The sequence below is a fragment of the Pseudomonas zanjanensis genome (assembly GCF_014268745.2).
Lineage (GTDB): Bacteria > Pseudomonadota > Gammaproteobacteria > Pseudomonadales > Pseudomonadaceae > Aquipseudomonas > Aquipseudomonas zanjanensis.
Genome location: NZ_JABWRB020000007.1, coordinates 36113 through 51815, shown reverse-complemented (window position 1 = coordinate 51815; position 15703 = coordinate 36113). Strand labels below are relative to the sequence as shown.

The window sequence follows — 15703 nt, the reverse complement described above, 5'->3', positions numbered from 1 at the left end:
GATGCGTATAATTCTGCCAGACATCGGAGCCCGAAGACGCATGCCGCACACTAAAGATGATTTTCCCGACGCGCTGTACAGCGCCGCGCAGGTCCGGGCCCTCGACGCACAACTGATCGCCGCAGGCACTGCTGGCTTTGAATTGATGCAGCGCGCCGCCCGTGCCACCTGGCGCGCGATCGTCCGACGCTGGCCTGACGCCCATGAGCTGACCGTGCTGGCCGGCCATGGCAACAATGCCGGCGATGGTTACCTGGTCGCGACCCTGGCCCGGCGTGCCGGCTGGTCGGTGCGGGTGCTGACGGTGGGCGAACCCCGGCGATTGCAGGGGGACGCCGCCAATGCCCACGCCGAGGCGGTGGCGGTGGGCGTGCCGATGGAACCGTGGTCGGATGAAGCCGAGTTGCGTGGCGTGCTGCTGGACGCGTTGCTTGGCACGGGCCTGAGTGGCGATGTGCGTGAGCCGTATGTGCAGGCCATCGATACGATCAACGTCAGCGGCCTGCCGGTCGCGGCGGTGGATATCCCCTCAGGATTGTGTGCCGACACCGGCCGGGTGTTGGGTACGGCAGTGGCGGCCGACCTGACCGTGACCTTCATTGGCTTGAAGCTGGGGTTGTTCACGGGCGAAGCGGCGGACCGGGTGGGTGAGCTGGTATTCAATGACCTGCACGCCGATCCGGATATCGTTGAAGCAGCACCGGCCAATGCCCGACTGCTCCTACCTCACAATCTGCCGCATCTGACACCTCGCGCCGCCACTTCCCACAAAGGCAAGTTCGGTCACGTGCTGTTGATCGGTGGCGACCGGGGCTTTGGTGGCGCCATCCAGATGAGCGCCGAAAGCGCGCTGCGCTGCGGGGCGGGCATGATTTCGATGGCGACCCGCAGCGAGCATGTGTCCGCCGCGCTGATGCGTTTGCCGGAAGTCATGGTGCAGGGCACCCATTCGGCGAACCAATTGATGGGCTTGCTCCAGCAGGCCAGCGTGCTGGTGGTCGGGCCGGGCCTGGGCCAGGCTGCCTGGGGACGTAGCCTGTTATCGGCCGCAGCCAATGCGCCACTGCCGCAAGTGTGGGATGCCGATGCGCTGAACCTGCTGAGCGCCGGCGACGTCCGTCTGCCTGAACATTGCGTGATCACCCCGCATCCGGGCGAGGCGGCGCGGCTGCTGGAGATATCCACCGCCCAGGTGCAGGCCGATCGTCCGGCGGCGGCTCATGCCTTGAGCCAGAAATACACCGCCACGGTGATCCTCAAGGGAGCCGGCAGCCTGGTCGCCAGCCCGGATGGTCGCCTGGCAGTCTGCGGCCAGGGCCATCCGGCCATGGCCACCGCCGGCCTGGGGGATGTGCTGGCTGGCGTGGTCGGGGCCTTGCTGGCCCAGGGCATGGAAAGCTTCGAGGCCGCGTGCCTGGCGGTCTGGCTGCATGCCAATGCCGGTGCCAAGGTCGGTCGCTCGGGCCGGGGATTGGCGGCGACCGATCTGATCCCGGCCATTCGTCAGTTGTTGGAGGAGCATTCACCGTGTCTGAAGTAACCCTGTACGTGGCGGACGAACAAGCCATGACACAATTTGGCGCCCGCATCGCGCAGATCACTGCCGGCCACGGCCTGATTTTTCTCGAAGGCGACCTCGGCGCGGGGAAAACCACCTTGTCCCGTGGCATCATCCGCGGCCTCGGGCACGTCGGCTCGGTCAAGAGCCCCACGTTCACCTTGGTCGAACCCTACGAGATCGGCGACATTCGTGCCTTCCATTTCGACCTGTATCGACTGGTGGATCCTGAGGAGCTGGAATTCCTTGGCATTCGCGATTATTTCGAAGATGACGCCTTGTGCCTGATCGAATGGCCCCAGAAGGGTGCAGGCTTTTTGCCAAAGCCCGACCTGACCATTACCATTGGCGCGCAGAACGGCGGGCGCTCGCTGAAACTGACGCCGCAAGGTGCCCGTGGTGAGTCGTGGTGTGCCGCTTTGGCATTGGAAAACTAATTGATGATGGGGTTTGGTATGCGCTTTCGCGCGGTGGTTGCTGTCGTAGGACTGTTGCTTACGGCACTGGCCGTCGATGCTGTGGCCGAGACAAAGGTCAACAGCGTTCGCCTCTGGCGGGCGCCGGACAACACACGGCTGGTGTTCGATCTGACGGGGCCGGTGCAGCACAGCGTATTCACCCTGACCGCCCCGGATCGCCTGGTGATCGACATCAACGGTGCCTCCCTGGGCGCGCCATTGAACGTCGCTACCGCCAATACGCCGATTACCGCGATGCGCTCGGCCCAGCGTACGCCCACCGACCTGCGGGTGGTCATCGACCTGAAAAAAGCCGTGACCCCGAAAAGCTTCACCCTGGCCCCCAACGCCCAGTACGGCAACCGGCTGGTGGTGGACCTGTTCGACAACCCGGCCGATGCCGACCCACCGCCACCGCCGCCGACCAAGGTTGCCACGGTGCCCGCGGTGCCGGTGACCCCGACCGAGCCTGCGCTCAAGCTGCCACCGGCCCCGGCCGGCAAGCGCGATATCATCGTAGTGATCGATGCCGGTCATGGCGGCGAGGACCCGGGGGCCTCGGGCTCGCGCGGGCAACGTGAAAAAGACGTGGTGCTTGCCATCGCCCGTGAATTGCAGCGCCAGGTCAACGGCATGAAAGGCTTCCGCGCCGAACTGACCCGCACCGGCGACTATTTCATTCCTTTGCGCGGTCGTACCGAGATCGCCCGCAAGAAGGGCGCCGACCTGTTCGTCTCCATTCACGCCGACGCCGCGCCTTCGAAAGCCGCGTTCGGGGCCTCGGTGTTTGCCCTGTCCGACCGTGGCGCCACGTCCGAGACCGCCCGTTGGCTGGCCGACAGCGAAAACCGTTCCGACCTGATCGGCGGTGCCGGCAACGTCAGCCTCGACGACAAGGACCGCATGCTTGCCGGTGTCTTGCTCGATTTGTCGATGACCGCCTCGTTGACCTCCAGCTTGAACGTCGGCCAGAAAGTCCTGAGCAACATCGGTCGTGTCACGCCGCTGCACAAGCAGCGCGTCGAACAGGCTGGGTTCATGGTGCTCAAGTCGCCCGACATCCCGTCGATCCTGGTGGAGACCGGCTTCATCTCCAATTCAAACGAGGCGTCCAAGCTGTCGTCCTCCAGCCACCAGCAGGCCTTGGCCCGATCCATCAGCAGCGGCGTGCGACAGTTCTTCCAGCAGAACCCACCGCCGGGCACCTACATCGCCTGGCTGCGGGATTCCGGCAAGATCGCCCAGGGGCCACGGGACCACCGCGTCAACCCTGGCGAAACCCTGGCGATGATTGCCGTGCGCTACCAGGTGTCGCCCGCCACCTTGCGCAGCGCCAACAATCTCAAGAGCGATGAGCTCAAGATTGGCCAGACCTTGACCATTCCGGGCAACGAAGTGGCGGTCAAGCAATGAGTGACGAAGTGATCGGCAGCACCGCCCGCATCGAACTGCTCAGCCCTCGGCTGGCGAACCAGATCGCCGCCGGGGAAGTGGTCGAGCGTCCGGCATCGGTCATCAAGGAGCTGCTGGAAAACAGCCTCGACTCCGGGGCCAGGCGCATCGATGTGGATGTCGAGCAGGGTGGCGTCAAGCTGCTGCGGGTGCGCGATGACGGTGGTGGTATTTCCTCCGACGACCTGCCGCTGGCCCTGGCGCGTCACGCCACCAGCAAGATCCGAGACCTGGAAGACCTTGAACGGGTCATGAGCCTGGGTTTCCGGGGTGAAGCGCTGGCGTCCATCAGTTCGGTGTCGCGCCTGACCCTCACCTCACGCACCCGCGACGCCGAGCAGGCCTGGCAGGTCGAGACCGAAGGCCGCGACATGGCCTCTCGCGTCCAGCCCGCGGCCCATCCGGTGGGCACCTCGGTGGAAGTGCGCGATTTATTTTTCAACACCCCGGCACGGCGCAAATTTCTCAAGGCCGAGAAGACTGAATTCGATCACCTGCAAGAAGTCATCAAGCGCCTGGCCCTGGCGCGTTTTGACGTGGCGTTCCATTTGCGCCACAACGGCAAGACTATCCTCAGCCTGCACGAGGCCCGCGATGATGCAGCCCGCGCCCGGCGCGTGGGCGCGGTGTGCGGAGCGGGTTTCCTGGAGCAGGCCTTGCCCATCGAGGTGGAGCGCAATGGCCTGCACCTGTGGGGTTGGGTCGGGTTGCCAACGTTCTCCCGCAGCCAGGCGGACCTGCAGTATTTCTACGTGAACGGCCGGGCGGTGCGCGACAAACTGGTGGCTCACGCGGTGCGCCAGGCCTATCGCGACGTGCTGTTCAATGGCCGGCATCCGACCTTCGTGCTGTTTTTTGAAGTCGATCCGGCGGTGGTGGACGTCAACGTGCACCCGACCAAGCATGAGGTGCGTTTCCGTGATGGGCGCATGGTCCACGATTTCCTCTACGGCACCTTGCACCGCGCCTTGGGCGATGTACGTCCGGAAGATCAACTGGCGGCGCCAGCGGCAGTGGCGGGCATGGTCCGGCCAACGGGGCTGGAGGCGGGCGAATTCGGGCCCCAGGGCGAAATGCGCTTGGCGGCCAACGCATTGCTGGAGCAACCCCAGCCTCAGCCGAGCTACAACACGGCCGGCAGCGGCGCTGGCAGCGGCTATCAGTATCAATACACCCCGCGTCCACAATCCACTGTGCCCGCAGCCGAGGCCCAGGCGGCCTATCGCGAGTTCTTCAAGCCCTTGCCGGAAGCCGGCGCGGCGGCGATGCCCGATGGCCAGGGCGATATCCCGCCGCTGGGCTACGCCCTGGCGCAACTCAAGGGCATCTATATCCTCTCGGAAAATGCTCAGGGCCTGGTCCTGGTGGACATGCACGCCGCCCATGAGCGGATCATGTACGAGCGCCTGAAAATTGCCATGGCCAGCGAAGGCCTGAGCGGCCAGCCGCTGTTGGTGCCCGAATCCCTGGCCGTCAGCCAGCGCGAAGCCGATTGCGCCGAAGAACATGTGGCCTGGTTCCAGCGCCTGGGCTTCGAATTGCAGCGCCTGGGCCCGGAAACCCTGGCGATCCGCCAGATCCCGGCGTTGCTGAAGCAGGCCGAGGCCAATCGCCTGGTCAGTGACGTGCTGGCGGACTTGATGGAATATGGCACCAGCGACCGGATCCAGGCGCACCTGAACGAACTGCTCGGCACCATGGCCTGCCACGGCGCGATCCGCGCCAACCGGCGCCTGGCCCTGCCGGAAATGAACGGTCTGCTGCGGGACATGGAAAACACCGAACGCAGTGGTCAATGCAACCATGGCCGGCCGACCTGGACCCAATTGGGCCTGGACGACCTGGACAAACTGTTCCTGCGCGGTCGTTGATGAACCCGTTGCCACCCGCGATTTTCCTGATGGGCCCGACCGCCGCCGGCAAGACCGACCTGGCCATTGAGTTGACCAAGGTCCTGCCCTGCGAATTGATCAGCGTCGATTCGGCCTTGGTCTACCGGGGCATGGACATCGGCACCGCCAAGCCGTCGAAAGCGTTGCTGGCCGAATTCCCCCACCGCCTGATCGACATCCTCGACCCGGCCGAGGCCTATTCGGCGGCCGATTTCCGCCGTGACGCGCTCCAGGCCATGGCCGAAATCACCGCGCGGGGCAAGATCCCCCTGCTGGTGGGCGGCACGATGCTGTATTACAAGGCCTTGGTCGAGGGGCTGGCGGACATGCCGGCGGCCGATCCCGAGGTGCGCGCGCAGATTGAAGAAGAAGCCGCGCGCCTGGGCTGGCAAGCCCTGCACGAGCAATTGGCGGTCATCGACCCGGAATCGGCAGCGCGTATTCACCCCAATGACCCGCAGCGACTGAGTCGAGCCCTGGAGGTTTATCGGGTCAGTGGCCAGAGCATGACTGCCCTGCGCCAGCGACAAACTGCGCAAAGTACTGAAGCAGCCGCTTCGGGACTGCAACAATTGCCCTATACTGTCGCGAATCTGGCCATCGCTCCGGCGAACCGGCAAGTGCTGCATCGGCGAATTGAACAAAGATTCACATTAATGTTGGAACAGGGGTTCATAGACGAGGTCGTAGCCCTGCGTGAGCGAAGTGACCTGCATGCCGGGTTGCCGTCTATGCGTGCGGTAGGTTATCGACAAGTCTGGGATTACCTGGACGGCAAGCTGACGTCAGCCGAGATGCAGGAGCGTGGGATCATTGCCACGCGCCAATTGGCGAAACGCCAGTTCACCTGGCTGCGCAGCTGGACTGACCTGCATTGGCTCGACAGTCTCGATTGCGACAATCTGCCACGCGCCTTGAAATACCTCGGGACCATCTCCATATTGAGCTGAGTCCTTGCAATTGCCGTCTATCCTTGGGGGTGTGACGGCCCAAGCCATCTGATTCCGATTTTTATTATTGATCCTTAAAGGAGTGCGGCACATGTCAAAAGGGCATTCGCTACAAGACCCTTACTTGAACACTTTACGTAAAGAGAAAGTTGGGGTGTCCATCTATCTGGTCAACGGGATCAAACTGCAAGGCACGATCGAGTCTTTCGACCAGTTCGTCATCCTTCTGAAAAACACCGTCAGCCAGATGGTCTACAAGCACGCGATCTCGACAGTGGTGCCCGTTCGTCCAATTCGTCTGCCTAGCGCAACCGAATCCGAAGGCGGTGACGCTGAACCGGGTAACGCCTGATAGGAGCCTCCTTTGTTCTTTGAGCGCCACGGTGGTGGTGAACGAGCCATTCTCGTTCACTTGGATGGACAGGACCCTGAGGCGCGCGAAGATCCGCAGGAGTTTCAGGAATTGGCACTTTCGGCCGGCGCCGAGACCGTCGCGTTTTTCAACGTGCCGCGTCATCGGCCAACCGCCAAGTTCCTGATCGGCAGTGGCAAGGTCGAGGAGTTGCGCGACCTGGTCAAGGCCGAGCGGGTCGATCTGGTGATTTTCAATCACATCCTCACGCCCAGTCAGGAACGTAACCTCGAACGTGTCTTCGAGTGTCGCGTGATCGACCGCACGGGGTTGATCCTCGATATCTTCGCCCAGCGCGCCCGCACCCATGAGGGCAAGCTCCAGGTCGAACTGGCCCAGCTTGAGCACATGAGTACGCGGCTGGTTCGCGGCTGGACTCACCTTGAGCGGCAGAAAGGCGGTATCGGCCTGCGCGGCCCGGGTGAAACCCAGCTGGAAACCGACCGACGCCTGTTGCGGGTTCGCCTGCGCCAGATCAAGGGGCGGCTGGAAAAGGTCCGCAGCCAGCGCGAGCAGTCGCGCCGCGGTCGCAAGCGCGCGGATATCCCGACGGTTTCACTGGTGGGTTATACCAACGCCGGCAAATCGACCCTGTTCAACAATGTCACCCAATCCGACGTCTACGCCGCCGACCAGTTGTTCGCCACGCTCGACCCGACCCTGCGCCGGCTCGACCTGGACGACCTCGGGCCGATCGTGCTGGCCGACACCGTGGGCTTCATCCGTCACCTGCCGCATAAGCTGGTCGAGGCTTTCCGGGCTACGCTCGAAGAGTCGAGCAACTCCGACCTGCTGTTGCACGTGATCGATGCCGCCGAGCCGGACCGGATGCTGCAGATCGAGCAGGTGATGGTGGTGCTGGGCGAGATCGGAGCCCAGGACTTGCCGATCCTCGAGGTATACAACAAACTCGATTTGCTCGAAGGCGTGGAGCCGCAGATCCAGCGCGATGCCGATGGCAAGCCGCAACGGGTCTGGCTGTCGGCCCGTGACGGCACCGGCCTGGACCTGCTCAAGCAGGCCGTGGCCGAGCTGTTGGGCAATGATCTGTTTGTCGGCACCCTGAAGTTGCCGCAACGTTTCGCCCGGCTTCGTGCGCAGTTTTTCGAGCTGGGGGCCGTGCAAAAAGAAGAACACGACGAAGAAGGTGTCTGCCTGCTGGCTGTTCGCCTGCCTCGGTCGGAGCTCAACCGGCTGGTCAGTCGCGAAGGGCTGCAACCGATGGAATTCATCGAGCAACACACTTTGCAATAAAAGCCTGAGAAAGCGGTGTCAGGCATTCTGTAGCATTGGTCGGCGCGCCGTGGGTGCGTCTTTGCTTTATCAGATGGAGAGCGCTATGGCTTGGAATGAGCCGGGTGGCAACTCGAATAATCAGGATCCTTGGGGTGGCAAGCGTCGTAACAACGGCGACCGCAAGGGGCCGCCGGATCTCGACGAGGCCTTCCGAAAGCTGCAGGAAAGCCTGAACGGTTTGTTCGGTGGTGGTAAAAAACGCGGTGATGAGGGCGGTGGTCGCTCGGGCAAGGGCGGCGGTTTCGGCCTGCTCGGCATCGGCCTCGTCGTGCTGGCGGCTGTCTGGCTGTACAGCGCGGTCTATGTCGTGGACGAACAGGAGCAAGCCGTGGTGCTGCGCTTCGGCAAGTACTACGAGACGGTTGGCCCGGGCCTGAACATCTATTTCCCGCCGATCGACCAGAAGTACATGGAGAACGTCACGCGTGAGCGGGCGTACACCAAGCAGGGCCAGATGCTCACGGAAGACGAGAACATCGTCGAAGTGCCGCTGACCGTGCAATACAAGATCACCAACCTGCAGGACTTCGTGCTGAACGTCGACCAGCCGGAGATCAGCTTGCAGCACGCGACCGAAAGTGCCTTGCGCCATGTGGTGGGTTCCACCGCCATGGACCAGGTGCTGACCGAAGGTCGCGAGCTGATGGCGAGCGAAATCAAGGAGCGTCTGCAACGTTTCCTCGATACCTATCGCACCGGTATCACCGTCACCCAGGTCAACGTCCAGAGCGCAGCGGCACCGCGTGAGGTCCAGGAAGCCTTCGATGACGTGATCCGTGCCCGTGAAGACGAGCAGCGTTCGCGCAACCAGGCCGAAACCTATGCCAACGGCGTCGTGCCGGAAGCCCGTGGCCAGGCCCAGCGCATTATCGAGGATGCCAACGGTTACCGCGATGAAGTGGTCTCCCGTGCCAAGGGTGAGGCCGATCGCTTCACCAAGCTGGTGGCCGAATATCGCAAGGCCCCTGAAGTGACCCGCCAGCGTCTGTACCTGGACACCATGCAGGAAGTCTTCAGCAACACCAGCAAGGTCCTCGTGACCGGCAACAAGAACGGCCAGAGCAATCTGCTGTACCTGCCGCTGGACAAGATGGTCGAGAGCGGTCGAAACACCAGTACGCCACCGGCCAGTTCGACGGCGGCCAGCAATGAGGCCAGCACCCGTGCGGCGGCGGACCTGCAACAACAGCAAGCACGTACCAGGGAGAGTCGCTGATGAGCAATAAATCGCTGATCGCCCTTATTGTCGGTGTCGTCGTGGCGATCGCTGCCTGGAACTGCTTCTACATCGTGGCTCAGACCGAGCGCGCGGTGTTGCTGCAATTCGGTCGCGTGGTCCAGGCTGATGTCCAGCCGGGGCTGCATGTGAAGGTGCCGTACGTCAACAAGGTGCGCAAGTTCGACGCTCGCCTGATGACGCTGGATGCGCCGACGCAACGCTTCCTGACACTGGAAAAGAAAGCCGTGATGGTGGACGCCTACGCCAAGTGGCGCGTGAAGGATGCCGAGCGCTTCTACACCGCGACCTCGGGCCTCAAGCAGATCGCCGACGAGCGTCTGTCCCGTCGTCTGGAATCGGGCCTGCGTGACCAGTTCGGTAAGCGCACGCTGCATGAAGTGGTGTCCGGCGAGCGTGATGCGCTCATGGCCGACATCACCCGTTCGCTGAATGCGATGGCGGAAAAAGAGCTGGGTATCGAAGTGGTCGATGTCCGGGTCAAGGCTATCGACCTGCCGAAGGAAGTGAACCGCAGCGTGTTCGAGCGGATGAGCACCGAGCGTGAGCGTGAAGCTCGCGAGCACCGCGCCAAGGGTAACGAGCTGGCCGAAGGCATCCGTGCCGACGCCGATCGCCAACGCCGCGTGCTGCTGGCCGAAGCCTATCGTGAATCGGAAGAGGTCCGTGGTGATGGTGATGCCCAGGCCGCTTCGATCTACGCCAAGGCTTATGGTCAGGATCAGGAGTTCTACGCGTTCTACCGTAGCCTGCGTGCCTACCGTGAAAGCTTCGCGAACAAATCCGACGTCCTGGTCCTGGACCCAAGCAGCGACTTCTTCCACTACCTGGAAAAGTCCAAGCCTTGATGCGGCGTTGACCTGAGACACTCCGCCCGGCGGCTAAAACGTCGGGCGGGGTGATCCTTTGGGAAAACGTGTGTATGATGCGGCAGCCGGGAAATTCCCGGCTTTTTTGCGTCTGCACGTTCGATTGCGGTTTTATAGGTGCAGGCGTCGGGTTGAACGACTCGACAGGTTTTTCGAGGAAAGTGCCGGGCGAGGCCGATGATGGGCCATTCGTCACGTCGCTCTTGCGCGTTTTTTGCCCAAGCTGCGCGCCTGGCGCAGGTATTTTCTGCTTCACTCAAGGCCAGTCCGAAAGCTGGCCGCCCGGACCATAGGGGAATGGCGTAATGGCAACGGTAGACCGCTGGCTGCTGCCAGATGGCATCGAAGAAGTACTGCCACCGGAAGCTGCGCGTATCGAAGTGGCGCGTCGGCAGGTGTTGGATCTGTTCCAGAGCTGGGGTTACGAGTTCGTCGTCACCCCGCATATCGAGTACCTGGAATCCCTGCTCACCGGCGCGGGCCAGGACCTGGACCTGCGCACCTTCAAGGTAATCGACCCGCAGTCGGGTCGGCAGATGGGCTTTCGTGCCGACATCACGCCGCAAGTGGCGCGCATCGACGCCCACACCCTGCGCCGCGAGGGCCCGAGCCGCCTGTGCTACGCCGGCAGTGTGCTGCATGCCCAGCCGCGCGCCTTGTCCTCTTCGCGCAGCCCGATCCAATTGGGCGCCGAGTTGTATGGCGATGCCAGCCCGAGCAGCGACGTGGAAGTCATCAGCCTGATGCTGGCCATGCTGCAACTGGCTGACGTGCCGGATGTCCACATGGACCTGGGGCATGTCGGCATCTATCGCGGCCTGGCCCGTGCGGCCGGTTTGTCCGGCGAAGTTGAACAGCAGCTGTTCGATGCCCTGCAGCGCAAGGCCATCGACGAAGTCATCAGCCTGACCGAGGGCCTGCCGGCCGATCTGTCGGGCATGCTGCGGGCGCTGGTGGACCTGTGCGGCGGGCGTGAAGTATTGGTCGCGGCCCGTGAACGCCTGGCCCATGCACCGGCGCCGGTGTTGGCCGCGCTGGACGACTTGCTGGCGATTGCCGAGCGTCTGTCGGTGCGCTTCCCCGAGTTGCCGCTGTATTTCGACCTGGGCGAGTTGCGCGGTTATCACTACCACACCGGTGTCGTGTTCGCGGTGTTCGTACCGGGCGTGGGGCAGTCCATCGCCCAGGGCGGCCGTTATGACGACATCGGCGCTGACTTTGGTCGTGCCCGTCCGGCGACCGGTTTCTCCACCGATTTGAAAACCCTGGTGACCCTGGGGCGTGCTGAAGTCGAGCTACCGTCTGGCGGTATCTGGATGCCTGACAGTACGGATGCGGCACTCTGGCAGGCGGTCTGCCAGTTGCGCAGTGAGGGTCAGCGTGTTGTCCAGGCTTTGCCAGGGCAACCTTTGGCCGCCGCCCGTGAAGCGGACTGCGACCGGCAATTGATTCAGCAGAACGGGCTTTGGCAAGTATTGCCGCTGGCTTCTTGAGTTTTCCCGCCGGCCGAAGCCGGCACCAAGTTTGCGCGAATGAGGACAAGTGTTATGGGTAAGAATGTCGTAGTCCTGGGCACCCAGTGGGGTGATGAGGGCAAAGGCAAGATCGTTGATCTGCTGACCGAACATGCTGCCGCCGTAGTGCGCTACCAGGGTGGCCACAACGCAGGCCACACCTTGGTCATCGACGGTGAGAAAACCGTCCTGCACCTGATTCCGTCGGGCGTGCTGCGCGAAGGCGTCCAGTGCCTGATCGGCAACGGTGTGGTGGTTGCGCCCGACGCCTTGCTGCGGGAAATCATCAAGCTGGAAGAAAAAGGCGTACCGGTGCGCGAGCGCCTGCGTATCAGCCCGTCCTGCCCGCTGATCCTGTCCTACCACGTTGCGCTGGACCAGGCCCGTGAAAAGGCCCGTGGCGAGCTGAAGATCGGCACCACCGGTCGTGGCATCGGCCCGGCCTACGAAGACAAGGTGGCCCGTCGTGGTCTGCGCATCGGTGACCTGTTCCACCGTGAGCGTTTCGCCGCCAAGCTGGGTGAGTTGCTGGACTACCACAACTTCGTCCTGGTCAATTACTACAAAGAGCCGGCCATCGACTTCCAGAAAACCCTGGATGAGTGCATGGAATACGCCGAGCTGCTCAAGCCGATGATGCTCGACGTCACCGCCGAGCTGCACGAGCTGCGTCGCGCCGGCAAGGACATCATGTTCGAAGGTGCCCAGGGTTCGCTGCTGGATATCGACCACGGTACCTACCCGTACGTCACCAGCTCCAACACCACCGCCGGCGGCATCGCCACCGGTTCGGGTTTCGGCCCGATGTACCTGGACTACATCCTGGGCATCACCAAGGCCTACACCACGCGCGTCGGTTCGGGTCCATTCCCGACTGAGCTGTTCGACGACGTCGGTGCTTTCCTGGCCAAGCGTGGCCACGAGTTCGGTGCCACCACCGGCCGTGCCCGTCGTTGCGGCTGGTTCGATGCCGTCATCCTGCGTCGCGCCATCGACGTCAACAGCATCTCGGGCCTGTGCCTGACCAAGCTGGACGTGCTGGACGGCCTGGAAACCATCAACATCTGCGTGGGCTACAAGAACCAGGACGGCGCTGTCATCGACGCACCGACCGATGCCGACAGCTACATCGGCCTGGAGCCGGTGTACGAGCAGATGCCGGGCTGGACCGAATCGACCGTGGGCGCCAAGACCCTGGAAGAGCTGCCGGTGGCCGCGCGCAACTACATCAAGCGCGTCGAAGAGTTGGTCGGCGCGCCGATCGACATTATTTCGACGGGGCCGGACCGCAACGAAACCATCGTTCTGCGTCATCCGTTTGCCTGATAAGTCGTTGATGTAACACACAAAGGGCCCTTATTAGGGTCCTTTGTCGTTTCTGCCTGCCGGGCGGCACGACACTTGCTATGCAACTCCATTAAGGCACCGCTTTTCCGAGTGCCATCAAATTAATGGCGTTTGGTAGAGGGATTTCACGTGTCGGCCGTTCTCTCACTGTTACAAAGCCGTTTATTGCGGCCTGTGTTCGTTACCCTGGGTATCGCCCTTTTGGTGCAGGTGCTGGTGGCCGTTGCGCTGACCCGAAGCACCGTCACGGCGCTGGAAGCTGACCTTGGCACGCGGCTGGGGGCGGACAGCCAGAAGCTCTCCACCGAGCTGGAGCAGGCCGGGCGCGAAGTCACGTCGAGCCTGGACAGCCTGTCCGCCAATACCCGCCAGCGACTGAACGCCGGGCTGTCCGCTCGCCTGAAGGACGAGCAGGCGCAGTTGCGTGGGACGTTGGAGAAGGACTTGAGGGATTCCGCCAATGATATGGCGCAACTCCTGGCGTCCGTTGCGCCGCGCGCCATGTGGGATAACGACGTGCCCACCCTCTCTGAGTTCGCCCGTCGGGCCCAGCGCAATCCCAACGTGCTGTTCGTCATTTATGATGACGCCAACGGTGAGCACTTGACTCGCTACCTGAACCGGGAAAACCCGATCAACAAGGCGCTGCTGGAGAAGGGCAAAGGCGAGCGGGCGTTGGACAAGGTGCTGGACGCGGCGAAGAACGATCCATCTGTGTATTACCTGGAAGCCTCGATTAACCCCAACGGCGTAGAGATCGGCAAGGTCTTGATGGGGGTTTCCACGGCTTCCGTTGAAACCGACCTGAAGGCGTTGGACCAGCGCTTCTCGGCCTTGATCGCCAGCAGCGACCAATTGGTCGGCGACAGTCTCAAAGGCGCGGCGGCTGACAGCGCCACCGCCATGCGCGGTCGCTTGGAGTCGGCCCAGGCCACGGCCACGCAGATGCAAACCAATACCGCCTCCACTGTCCAGGAGGCCGCAGGCACTTTGCGCTGGCGCATCGGCCTGGGCTTGGCGCTGGTGGGCTTCGGCGTGCTGGCGCTGCTGGCCGTGGTGCTGGGGCGTCGAGTGGTCAATCGCTTGAAGCTGCTGATCGCCGCCATGAACGACCTGGCGGCGGGCGAGGGTGACCTGACCAAGCGTGTGCAAATCAACAGCAAGGACGAAATCGGCGACATGGCCTCGGCGGTCAATCGCTTTGTGGATAAGTTGCAACCCATCGTGCGCGAGGCGGGCGATGTGGCCCAGCGTACCGGCGTGGAAATCGGCGCGATGACCTTGCGCAACTCCGGCGCCGACGCGGCGGCCGGGATGCAGCGCGATGAAGTGGCCGAGAGCCTGCGTGCGCTGTCGCAAATGGCTGACGAAGCTCAATCGGAAAGTCAGGCAATGCAGGCGGCGCTGCAACAAGTGGTGGAAATCCGCCAGGCCACCGATGAAAACACCCGGACTTCGGCCAAGGTCGGCGGCTTGATCGAGGCGCTGGCCGGCCAGGTGGACACCGGGGCGAAAGTGATCGAGCGCCTGGCGCAGCAGAGCGAACAGATTGAAGTGGTGCTGACGGTGATTCATGGCATTGCCGAGCAGACCAACTTGCTGGCCCTGAACGCGGCCATCGAGGCGGCGCGGGCCGGGGAAACCGGGCGCGGGTTTGCGGTGGTAGCGGACGAGGTGCGGGCGTTGGCGAGCAAGACCCAGAGCTCGACGGGCGATATCCAGGCGCACATCGTGGCCTTGCAGCAAGGCGCTCGCGAGGCGGTGGCCGCCATTGGCCAGGCGGGGCGTCAGGCCAGCGAAGGTTTGTTGGTGTTGCGTGACAGCGCGCGGCTGCAGCAGTCGGTGCAGGCGTCCGTCGAGCAGGTGCATGCGGCCATCGGTCTGGCGACCCAGGCGGCGGCCCATCAAGCCCAGGGCGCGCAAGCGGTGCGTGGGCGGGTGGAAACCATCCATGCCCAGGCCGAGAAGGCGGCCCAGGCTGTCGTTGAGACCACTGCCAGCGGCAAGGTGCTGGACAGTCTGGCGGCGCAGTTGAAGGCCAGCCTGGGGCAGTTCAGGGCTTAGCGTTGTTTGAGCTGGCCTAATCGCGAGCAGGCTCGCTCCCACAGGGGATTACAGTGAACGCAGAATCTGTGGGCGCTTGAGGTCAACTGTGGGAGCGAGCCTGCTCGCGAAAGCGGTTTCAATGCCTCGAATGCATTCGTGTCTGCTTTCCAATACCCAGAAACGCAAAAACCCGCTTTCGCGGGTTTCTGTGAGGTTCAAGGCCTAACCTTGAAGCTTGAATTGGTGCCCAGAAGAAGACTCGAACTTCCACGACCTTGCGGTCACCAGCACCTGAAGCTGGCGTGTCTACCAATTTCACCATCTGGGCAGCATCTTCAGCGTTGCCGCTGTTGATGTCGCGCACTATACGGAGCGCGTTTTGATCTGTAAACCCCTGTTTTTGTTTTAGTAATTGCCAGGCGCAAATCCAAGGGGCAGAAATGCAAAAACCCGCTTTCGCGGGTTTTTGTTGAGCTTGCAAGCCATTGACCTGCTGCTCGAAATTGGTGCCCAGAAGAAGACTCGAACTTCCACGACCTTGCGGTCACCAGCACCTGAAGCTGGCGTGTCTACCAATTTCACCATCTGGGCAGTATCGGCAACGTGTGTACGTCGTCGATGGCGCGCACTATACGGAGCGTGTTTTTAACTGTAAACCCCTGCGGAGAAAAA

The 15703-nt window shown here is 62.7% G+C and carries 12 protein-coding genes, 2 tRNA genes and 1 pseudogene; 13 read left to right on the top strand and 2 right to left on the bottom strand.

The window, feature by feature from the left end; all coding sequences use genetic code 11:
- The first annotated feature begins 40 nt into the window (after nucleotides 1-40).
- The 13 genes and pseudogenes from HU715_RS25660 to HU715_RS27740 all read left to right on the top strand — a co-directional run bounded on the left by HU715_RS25660 (nucleotide 41) and on the right by HU715_RS27740 (nucleotide 15049).
- On the top strand, nucleotides 41-1540 hold the full coding sequence (locus tag HU715_RS25660; protein WP_186707992.1) for an NAD(P)H-hydrate dehydratase: 1500 nt from the start codon (nucleotides 41-43) through the stop codon (nucleotides 1538-1540).
- The gene (gene tsaE / locus HU715_RS25655) at nucleotides 1528-1995 is read left to right on the top strand and encodes a tRNA (adenosine(37)-N6)-threonylcarbamoyltransferase complex ATPase subunit type 1 TsaE (RefSeq protein ID WP_186707990.1); all 468 of its coding nucleotides are present in this window, start codon (nucleotides 1528-1530) and stop codon (nucleotides 1993-1995) included. The genes HU715_RS25660 and tsaE overlap by 13 nt, the downstream gene beginning before the upstream one ends.
- A gap of 3 nt (nucleotides 1996-1998) precedes the next feature.
- Nucleotides 1999-3429, top strand: a complete 1431-nt coding sequence (locus tag HU715_RS25650) for an N-acetylmuramoyl-L-alanine amidase (RefSeq protein ID WP_186707988.1) — start codon at nucleotides 1999-2001, stop codon at nucleotides 3427-3429.
- Nucleotides 3426-5339 carry a DNA mismatch repair endonuclease MutL gene (gene mutL, locus HU715_RS25645; protein ID WP_186707986.1) on the top strand — a complete coding sequence of 638 codons (1914 nt, stop codon included), beginning with the start codon at nucleotides 3426-3428 and terminating at the stop codon, nucleotides 5337-5339. Before HU715_RS25650 ends, mutL begins: the two co-directional genes overlap by 4 nt.
- A complete protein-coding gene (gene miaA / locus HU715_RS25640) occupies nucleotides 5339-6310 on the top strand; it encodes a tRNA (adenosine(37)-N6)-dimethylallyltransferase MiaA (RefSeq protein WP_186707984.1) in 972 nt (323 codons plus the stop codon). Before mutL ends, miaA begins: the two co-directional genes overlap by 1 nt.
- Nucleotides 6311-6401: 91 nt before the next feature.
- A complete protein-coding gene (gene hfq, locus HU715_RS25635; protein WP_003186419.1) occupies nucleotides 6402-6662 on the top strand; it encodes an RNA chaperone Hfq in 261 nt (86 codons plus the stop codon).
- A gap of 12 nt (nucleotides 6663-6674) precedes the next feature.
- Entirely contained in the window at nucleotides 6675-7976 is a 1302-nt protein-coding gene (gene hflX / locus HU715_RS25630; protein ID WP_186707982.1) for a ribosome rescue GTPase HflX, read from the top strand.
- Between the two features lie 85 nt (nucleotides 7977-8061).
- Nucleotides 8062-9234 carry an FtsH protease activity modulator HflK gene (gene hflK, locus HU715_RS25625; RefSeq protein WP_186707980.1) on the top strand — a complete coding sequence of 391 codons (1173 nt, stop codon included), beginning with the start codon at nucleotides 8062-8064 and terminating at the stop codon, nucleotides 9232-9234.
- Nucleotides 9234-10103 (top strand): protease modulator HflC, encoded by an 870-nt coding sequence (hflC, locus tag HU715_RS25620; protein ID WP_053117908.1) that lies wholly within the window; start codon nucleotides 9234-9236, stop codon nucleotides 10101-10103. Before hflK ends, hflC begins: the two co-directional genes overlap by 1 nt.
- A 326-nt stretch (nucleotides 10104-10429) precedes the next feature.
- Nucleotides 10430-11617 (top strand): ATP phosphoribosyltransferase regulatory subunit, encoded by a 1188-nt coding sequence (locus tag HU715_RS25615; protein ID WP_186707978.1) that lies wholly within the window; start codon nucleotides 10430-10432, stop codon nucleotides 11615-11617.
- Nucleotides 11618-11671: 54 nt separating this feature from the next.
- A complete protein-coding gene (locus tag HU715_RS25610) occupies nucleotides 11672-12964 on the top strand; it encodes an adenylosuccinate synthase (RefSeq protein WP_003186407.1) in 1293 nt (430 codons plus the stop codon).
- A 486-nt stretch (nucleotides 12965-13450) separates the two neighbouring features.
- Nucleotides 13451-14143, top strand: a pseudogene (locus HU715_RS27745) (methyl-accepting chemotaxis protein); the annotation flags it as partial.
- A 21-nt stretch (nucleotides 14144-14164) separates the two neighbouring features.
- Nucleotides 14165-15049 carry a methyl-accepting chemotaxis protein gene (locus HU715_RS27740; RefSeq protein WP_434576627.1) on the top strand — a complete coding sequence of 295 codons (885 nt, stop codon included), beginning with the start codon at nucleotides 14165-14167 and terminating at the stop codon, nucleotides 15047-15049.
- Nucleotides 15050-15272: 223 nt separating this feature from the next.
- Here HU715_RS27740 and HU715_RS25600 read toward each other — a convergent pair.
- Both HU715_RS25600 and HU715_RS25595 read right to left on the bottom strand, forming a co-directional pair.
- A tRNA-Leu gene (locus HU715_RS25600) sits at nucleotides 15273-15359 on the bottom strand.
- A gap of 176 nt (nucleotides 15360-15535) precedes the next feature.
- Nucleotides 15536-15622 (bottom strand) — tRNA-Leu (locus HU715_RS25595).
- Nucleotides 15623-15703: the final 81 nt, after the last annotated feature.